This window comes from Flavobacteriales bacterium (genome assembly GCA_013214975.1).
In the GTDB taxonomy this organism is placed as follows: Bacteria; Bacteroidota; Bacteroidia; order DT-38; family DT-38; genus DT-38.
In genome coordinates this window covers 1-8,043 of record JABSPR010000136.1, presented here as the reverse complement: position 1 = coordinate 8,043, position 8,043 = coordinate 1, and the positions used below count along the sequence as shown (strand labels likewise).

Below are 8,043 nucleotides of genomic sequence, written 5' to 3'. Positions count from 1 at the left end.
CGAAGGCGGACTGTGGTGTAAATACTAAAAAATAAATAGTAGTACAGGACATTATAAGACTTAGTGAAGTAGAGCTGAGGATCTTCAATAATTGGATTTTAATATCCCGTAAAAATAGGAAGGAAATACGACTATAGATTGAAGTTGATTTTGAATCTGTAATTCAAGGAAGGAATTAATACTAAAAATTAAAAAGGTATTAAAGCCAATCTGTTAAGAAGTCTTTCAGGATCTAAACTATCAATTTGTATTGATTGGTAATTTTGTAGTTAATAATCAAATACGAAGAATGAAAACGTTTGCAATAGCCTTGATGGTTATTTTTTTACGAATTACAGTGTGTGCACAAAGTGCGGTAACTGCTCCTTATAATTATTCAAATGGTAATGTTGTTACTCTGGCTGGAGAAAGACTTTCTGGGTTTATCAACTATAGACATTATGGGTATGTGAAATTTAAAAATAAGAATGGTGGCAGATCTAAATATTCTCCAAATGATATAGTTGTATTCGTAGATACAGACGCAAATAGAAGGTTAGTGTCTGTTCATTCTTCTGCTAATAATATAAGTTACTTTCTGCACGAGATAGTTAGAGGAGAATTTCCTTTATATTTTAGTTATGAGTTTATGACGTCAGAGTATCACAATAATATTGTAAAAGGTGAAACAAGACAGGCTAAGTTTCGGGATGAATACGCTAATGCTGTGAATGGAGAACTATTAATTCATTACGATAGTTTAAACGCATCACCGTTCCTTTTTTCTTTCGGCGATGATCTGATAGAAATCCCAAGTCATAACGAGAAATTTAAAGAAGTGATGTCTAAGTATTTTATTGATGATGCCAGTCTTATAGAGAGGATTAGAAATGACGAACTAGGTTTTGATGATTTAATTGAAATATTCGAGATTTTAAAAGTAGCACATCCAGTACCAGAGGATAAGATGACGGTTGAAGAAAATATAAATCTTCAAGCCGGAAAATCAAAATTTCAAGAAGCGAAAGAGTACGTTAATGCCAGTATTTACAACAAAGATTTCTGTATAATGATTGATATGAGTATTCATTCCGGTAAGAATAGAATGTTTGTGTATGATTTCGAAAAAGATTCTATTATAAAGGCTGGATTATGTTCTCATGGGTGTGGCGATAATACATGGGGAGGTGATGAAACGAAAACTTCGCCGAGTTTTAGTAATGCCATTGATAGTCATCGTTCTTCACTAGGGAAGTTTTTAATTGGGGAAAGAGGTGCAAGCGAATGGGGAATAAATATTCATTATTTATTACACGGTCTGGATAGTACTAATAGCAATGCGCTTATCAGGTCGGTCGTGCTTCATTCAAGAGATAATGTGCGTGATTACGAAATTTATCCCCAAGGAACAGCAGAAGGTTTGGGTTGTCCTGTAGTTTCAAATCAATTTATGACTTATTTGGATTCAATTCTTGAAAGGAGGAAAAAGCCAACCTTGTTTTGGATTTATAACTAAAGAATTTATTCTGAAACCAAATACCCAACTAAGATTCCTATTTATTTTTTTTCATATCACGATTGCTCTATCTGGGTGTGGAGGTTTCGAAGTAGAACATGTTCCAGTTGATCAGAGTCAATTTGAAACTCTTAAGATACTCTTGGGAGATAGTATTCGTGTTTCACTGAATAACCTGAGAAAGGTTGCCTTAGATAAGAATGATTTTACGAAATCTAAAACATGGTTTCCGGGTATCTTAATTAATAATGGCGATACCCTTCTTGGTAAAGTGCGATTAAAAGGTGATCAACACGATCATTATAATACGAATCAATTTTCTCTTCGTATCAAAATGAAAAGAGATTCGAATAAGACCATTGTGTTTAGTCTGCAGCATCCCAAATGCAGAAGATATATATCAGAATGGTTGTTTCAACAATTGCTAAAAGAAGCTAAACTGCCTTCGCTTAATTATCGGTTTGTGTTTTTTGGAATAAATGAAGACACCGTAAAACTATTTGCGTCAGAAGAACACTTTTCGAACATCGATATTTTGGGTCGATGGAATAAGGCTGATGGTCCTATCATAGGATTTGATGATAAAGATTATTGGCCAAAGGGGATTGGGAATAAAGACCGAAGTTTTGATACAGAAGTATATTTAGATTCTGAAATTAAATGTTACAACTGCTCTAAGAAAGAAAAAAAAGGAGATGCATTTGCAAAAGCGAAGAGCTTATTAGATGATTATAGAGAAGGAGTTCTTAAAGTAAACGAGGTATTTAATGTTGACCTATTAGCAAAGTTTTACGCTATTTGTGACCTGGCAGGGGCGAGCCATTCTCTGCGTTGGCTTAATTGCAGGTTTTATTATAACCCGTCAACACAGTTATTAGAACCAGTAGGTTTTGATTCTAATTGTAGAGGGATTAATACAATTTCTATTAAAAGTGATGGCTTGAATAATAGTCATCATGGAAGAATATTTCACAATATGGAATTTCAACAATCATATTATAAGTATATAGATCGTTTTGCAAGAACAGATTTTCTTGATAGGTTTTTGGGTAAGCATAAGGAGCGTGTAAATATTATGATAAGTACGATTAATAAAGAATTCAATAATGATAGTTCTTCAAAGATTACTTTGCTCTACAAGAATCAATGGATCATGAGATGGCATTCGTTTCTTAATATCTTACAGTAAGTACCCATCAAAGTGCCCTATTAAAATAAATTTATTATTGAAGATATTGAGCGACAAAAATGAATAGAAAAACTCATTTGGTTTTGAAAAGATGACGTTTTGTGTCTTTTAGGTATTAAACCTAATGGTAGCAGGCAATTTGCGGATGCATTCATAAGTGTCAATGTGTATTTAATGATTATAGCAGCCGGTGTCTTGAGGCATTGGAGTTTCAAAACGTCTCGAAAACGTCAAATAATTCGATTTGAAACAGGCTTGAAAAAGGTTGAAATAAAGCCCGGAAGTTACTGTTACTAATAGGCTTTTGATACGTATTTAGAATTAATAGTTCTCTGCTTCTGGTCTAATAGTTAATTATTTATGAGACAAATTCCCAATACTTTAGGAAAGAAGTTGTGATTTTTTTTCATCGTTGAAAACTAAGGTTTATTGTTAATAACAATGAATTTATAGGTCTTGACTTGCGGGAATATATTAGCGTACTTGCGTAAGCAATTCGGTTGAAGTTCTCTCGACCACGAAAGCGACTATTTTAAACTACAAACAAGATTATATATGTCATCAGATATTAGCGAGGAAAAAGAAGTAAAAGTTGAGTCGACTGTTGAAGCGGGAAATGTTTCGCAAGAGAGAAAATCGTATGCATATGAAGAAGTATTAGAGTCGGCTACTGCTTACTTTAAAGGGGATGAATTAGCTGCGAGTGCTTGGATCAACAAATACGCGCTTAAAGATTCGTCTGGTAAAATATATGAGCAATCTCCAGATGATATGCATTTGAGATTGGCAAAAGAGATTGTTAGAATCGAGAGAAAATACGCTAATTCATATACTGAAGAAGAAATCCTTGACGTAATTGGAAATTTCAAATACATCATTCCTCAAGGTGGTCCGATGACGGGTATTGGTAATGATTTTCAAATTGCTTCTTTGTCAAATTGCTTTGTTATAGGTAATGATGGTAACTCAGATTCTTATGGTGGGATCATGAAGATTGATCAAGAGCAGGTTCAGTTAATGAAAAGAAGAGGTGGTGTTGGCCATGACTTATCTCATATACGACCTGGTGGATCAGCGGTATTAAATAGTGCACTTACTTCTACTGGTGTCGTTCCATTCATGGAGAGATATTCTAATTCTACAAGGGAAGTAGCTCAAGATGGCAGAAGAGGAGCTCTTATGTTAAGTGTTTCAATAGCTCATCCTGATTCTGAAAAGTTTATCGATGCAAAAATGGATGGTACTAAAGTTACTGGTGCAAATGTATCTGTTAGAATCGATGACAAGTTTATGAGAGCGGTTAAAAGTAACGGTACTTACACACAACAATATCCAGTTGAGTCTGTAGACCCTACAGTAAAACAAGATGTTAGTGCTAAGAAATTATGGGATAAAATTATTCATAATGCATGGAAGTCTGCTGAGCCAGGTATTTTGTTCTGGGATACAATAAAAAATGAGTCGGTGGCTGATTGCTATGCAGATTTAGGATTTAAAACGGTTTCTACAAATCCTTGTGGAGAGATTCCATTATGTCCTTACGATAGCTGTAGGTTGTTAGCGCTTAACTTGTTTAGCTATGTTGAGCAGCCATTTACAGAAGAGGCTTCATTTAACTTTCCTTTATTTAAGAAGCATGCTAGAATGGCGCAAAGAATAATGGATGATATCATTGAAATGGAATTAGAGAAGATCGACCTTATTCTTAATAAGATTGAGAAAGATCCAGAAGATGAAGAAGTAAAAAGAGTTGAGCGTAATCTATGGACAAACATCAAGCAAAAATGTATTGAAGGAAGAAGAACAGGTGTTGGTGTAACAGCAGAAGGCGATATGTTAGCTGCTCTTGGACAACAATATGCTTCAGAAGAGTCTATTGCATTCTGTACTAAAGTTCATAAAACATTAGCGCTTGAGGCTTATCGGTCTTCTGTGGAGATGGCGAAAGAAAGAGGTGCTTTCCCTTTATACGATCCTGTTAGAGAAGAGAAAAATCCGTTCGTGTTAAGAATTAAAGATGCTGATCCTGCCCTTTATGAGGATATGATTAAGCATGGCAGAAGGAATATAGCATTGCTTACTATTGCTCCAACTGGAACTACAAGTTTGATGTCTCAAACTACTTCAGGTATTGAGCCAGTATTTATGGTAGCTTATAAGAGAAGAAAAAAGATTAATCCGAACGATGCAAATTCTCGAGTAGACTTCGTTGATGAGGTAGGGGATTCTTGGGAAGAATACCACGTGTTCCACCACAACTTTGCAAAATGGTTATCGATAAAAGGCTATAATGTTGATGAAGTGAAAGCGATGTCTCAAGAAGACTTAAATAAAATCATTGAGAAATCACCTTATCATAATTCTACAGCAAACGATATCGATTGGTTAAGTAAAGTTAAGCTCCAAGGAAGTGTTCAGAGATGGGTTGATCATTCAATTAGCGTAACCGTAAACGTTCCTAATGAGGTGGACGAAGCATTAGTTTCTGATATTTATCAAACAGGCTGGGAAACAGGCTGTAAAGGAATTACCGTTTATCGTGATGGTTCTAGATCTGGTGTTATGATCGCTGAAACAGAAAAACCAAAAGCTAAAGAGGAAGGTAGAAAAGAGTTTATGGAGAGTAATGCTCCAAAACGTCCAGAGAATCTAGAAGTTGAAATCATTAGATTTAATAACAACAAAGAAAAGTGGATTGCTGTTGTGGGATTACTAAACGGTAGACCTTATGAGATCTTCACGGGTAAGGCTGAAGAGTCGTTCTATCTTCCAAACTGGGTTGAAACGGGCTGGGTAAGAAAGAGTAAATCAGAATCAGGTAAAACGCGTTACGATTTCCAATACAGAGATAAAGAAGGTTACAAAATTACGATTGAAGGACTGTCGAGATCGTTTAATATGGAGTACTGGAACTATGCTAAATTGATTTCTGGAATTCTTAGACATGGTATGCCTTTACCTTCTGTAGTAGATGTGGTTTCGAACTTGCACTTGAACGATGAGACTCTAAATACTTGGAAAAACGGTGTTGTAAGAGCACTTAAAAAATATATACCAAATGGTACTGTGCCTGTGGAGAATATGTGTCCAAGTTGTGGAGATTCCTCATTAGTATATGAAGAAGGATGTCTGAACTGCAAGAGTTGTGGCCATTCTAAATGCGGCTAATTGCTAGTCACAGTAGGTGTTTCTAGAGATTTCTATTTAACTTTGCCTTAAAGTTTGAAGACATGGGCGAATTGAAAAAAGAAACTAGGGGAAATATTCTACTAAAGTCAGTTTGGCCTTTTGGGTTTATTCACGTGCTCCCCATCGCTGCAATATGGACAGACGTTACATCCTTCGATTGGATTCTTTGTGGTGCAATGTATGTAATAAGGATGTTCTTTATTACAGGGGGATATCATAGATATTTTGCACACAAAACATATAAAACTTCTCGTGTAGGGCAATTTATAATTGCTTTTATGGCGCAAACATCTGTACAAAAAGGAGCGTTGTGGTGGGCAGCACATCACAGGATTCATCACAAAACTTCCGACACCGTTGAAGATCCGCATTCCATGAAAGTATACGGATTTGGTATTCACATTTGGGTTGGATTTTAGGTCCCGATTACAAACACTTTGAAAGTGAATCCATTAAAGATTTTACAAAGTTTAAGGAATTAGTATGGCTGAATAGTTATCATCTTGTTCCTCCTTTAATATTGTTGGTTGTTGTTTGGTTGTCAGGTAACTTGGTTAACGGCGGGTCTGTATATGCATTCGAAGAAGGCCTATCTACTATGTTGATAGGATTTACTTTGAGTACCGCGATTCTTTTTCATGGTACATTTTCAATCAATTCAGTAATGCACTATTTTGGAAAGGCTAGATATGAAACAGGTGACGAATCTAAAAATCATCTTCTTTTAGCACTTATAACATTGGGTGAAGGTTGGCATAATAATCACCATTATTATCAATCAGCCTCTCGTCAAGGATTCTTTTGGTGGGAGATAGATATTACATTTTATATTTTGAAAATCTTATCGTTTTTTGGATTAGTTTGGGACTTAAGGGGTGTTCCAGATCATATTAAGTACTCGAAAAATATTAAGCACGCTAAACAATTAGCGAAAGAAAACAGGTCTCAAGCTTAGTTCTTTTTTATATTATAGTCATGACTCGTCAAGTTGTAAAGGCAAATTTATTCCGAAGTTCCTGGATTATCGTAAGTGGACTCTGGGGCATGTTTGCAATATGCTTTCCTACCGTTATTGAAAATATTTTCGGCCTATTTCAGAAGGAAGTTGGCCATAATCGTTTAAGATGGTGGTCTAGGAACGTCGTCAGATCTTTCAATATGGATTTAAAAGTTTATGGGGAAGAGCATGTCAACTTTGAAAATGGTCAACGTTATGTAATAATGAGTAATCATACTAGCTTAATGGATATTCCAGTAGTCCTACATGCGCTAGGATCTACCATTCGCTTTATGAGTAAGGATAGTATTTTGAAAATTCCCATTATCGGTTCTGCAATGAGGGCTTCAGGGTTTGTATCGATAGATAGGAAATCAGGGTTTCAAGCAAAAAAGGACTTAGCATATGCCAAGAAGAAATTGGAAGAGGGAATACAATTATGGGTTTCTCCAGAGGGGACTAGATCTGCCGATGGAGAATTGTTGCCATTTAAAAGAGGTGTGTTTAAGATGGCAATGGAGGTTGATGCCTTAATCATCCCAGTTGGATTAATTGGCTGCAATAAGGTAGTACTACCGGATACTATGGAGCCTTATTTGAATGAGAGAGTTGAAGTGCATATTGGTGACCCTATTGATACTTCGTTGTATTCGAAAGATACTATTGTTGATTTAATGCAAGTAACTAGGGAAAAGATAATGGCTTTAAAAGCAAGTTAGACGTCCTGAAGAATGCTTTCTAATTTGGTAACAATTTGTTCAGAGGATCCTATATTGTTTAGAACATATTCTTTGCAAATGTTACTCTTTTCTAAAGCTAGATCTTGGTTTTTAACTAGCTCCTTAAGATAAGTAGATAATTGATTTACTGAAGAGATGCTCTTAGCTCCTCCTAAGCTTATTAGTTCTTTGGCTTCTTTGGATTTAATATAGTTTGGTCCGAAAATAATAGGTTGACCAAAAGAGGCTGGTTCAAGAATATTGTGAATGCCACTACCGAATCCACCACCAATATAGCAATATTGACTGTATTGGTATATGTTGGATAACATACCAACGCTGTCAATAATCAGTAGATTGAAGTCCGAACAATTATCTATTGTGAGTTCTGAAAAGAGAATGACTTTATCGTTTAACCGGTCTTTAATATGATTAATTGATTCTGTATTTACTT

At 35.4% G+C, this 8,043-nt stretch carries 7 protein-coding genes; 6 read left to right on the top strand and 1 reads right to left on the bottom strand.

What is annotated here, in order from left to right; translation table 11 throughout:
- Positions 1-289 precede the first annotated feature (289 nt).
- The 6 genes from HRT72_05020 (at position 290) to HRT72_04995 (ending at position 7,589) form a co-directional block, all read left to right on the top strand.
- Positions 290-1,495 (top strand): murein L,D-transpeptidase catalytic domain family protein, encoded by a 1,206-nt coding sequence (locus tag HRT72_05020; GenBank protein NQY67070.1) that lies wholly within the window; start codon positions 290-292, stop codon positions 1,493-1,495.
- Positions 1,452-2,684 carry a hypothetical protein gene (locus tag HRT72_05015; GenBank protein NQY67069.1) on the top strand — a complete coding sequence of 411 codons (1,233 nt, stop codon included), beginning with the start codon at positions 1,452-1,454 and terminating at the stop codon, positions 2,682-2,684. Before HRT72_05020 ends, HRT72_05015 begins: the two co-directional genes overlap by 44 nt.
- 555 nt (positions 2,685-3,239) lie before the next feature.
- A complete protein-coding gene (locus tag HRT72_05010; GenBank protein NQY67068.1) occupies positions 3,240-5,852 on the top strand; it encodes an adenosylcobalamin-dependent ribonucleoside-diphosphate reductase in 2,613 nt (870 codons plus the stop codon).
- 62 nt (positions 5,853-5,914) lie between these two features.
- A complete protein-coding gene (locus tag HRT72_05005; protein NQY67067.1) occupies positions 5,915-6,292 on the top strand; it encodes a hypothetical protein in 378 nt (125 codons plus the stop codon).
- Complete coding sequence (locus tag HRT72_05000) at positions 6,277-6,828, top strand: fatty acid desaturase (protein NQY67066.1); 552 nt, start codon at positions 6,277-6,279, stop codon at positions 6,826-6,828. The genes HRT72_05005 and HRT72_05000 overlap by 16 nt, the downstream gene beginning before the upstream one ends.
- A gap of 203 nt (positions 6,829-7,031) precedes the next feature.
- A complete protein-coding gene (locus tag HRT72_04995; protein NQY67065.1) occupies positions 7,032-7,589 on the top strand; it encodes a 1-acyl-sn-glycerol-3-phosphate acyltransferase in 558 nt (185 codons plus the stop codon).
- Here HRT72_04995 and HRT72_04990 read toward each other — a convergent pair.
- The coding region (locus HRT72_04990) for a 3-deoxy-D-manno-octulosonic acid transferase (GenBank protein ID NQY67064.1) at positions 7,586-8,043 on the bottom strand (458 nt) is incomplete at its 5' end. The two genes, HRT72_04995 and HRT72_04990, sit on opposite strands and share 4 nt — an antisense overlap.

Bases quoted from the DNA above. Each gene is read 5' to 3' on its own strand.
- HRT72_05020 (NQY67070.1), top strand. From the start codon at position 290: ATGAAAACGTTTGCAATAGCCTTGATGGTTATTTTTTTACGAATTACA.
- HRT72_05010 (NQY67068.1), top strand. From the start codon at position 3,240: ATGTCATCAGATATTAGCGAGGAAAAAGAAGTAAAAGTTGAGTCGACT.
- HRT72_05005 (NQY67067.1), top strand. From the start codon at position 5,915: ATGGGCGAATTGAAAAAAGAAACTAGGGGAAATATTCTACTAAAGTCA.
- HRT72_04995 (NQY67065.1), top strand. From the start codon at position 7,032: ATGGATTTAAAAGTTTATGGGGAAGAGCATGTCAACTTTGAAAATGGT.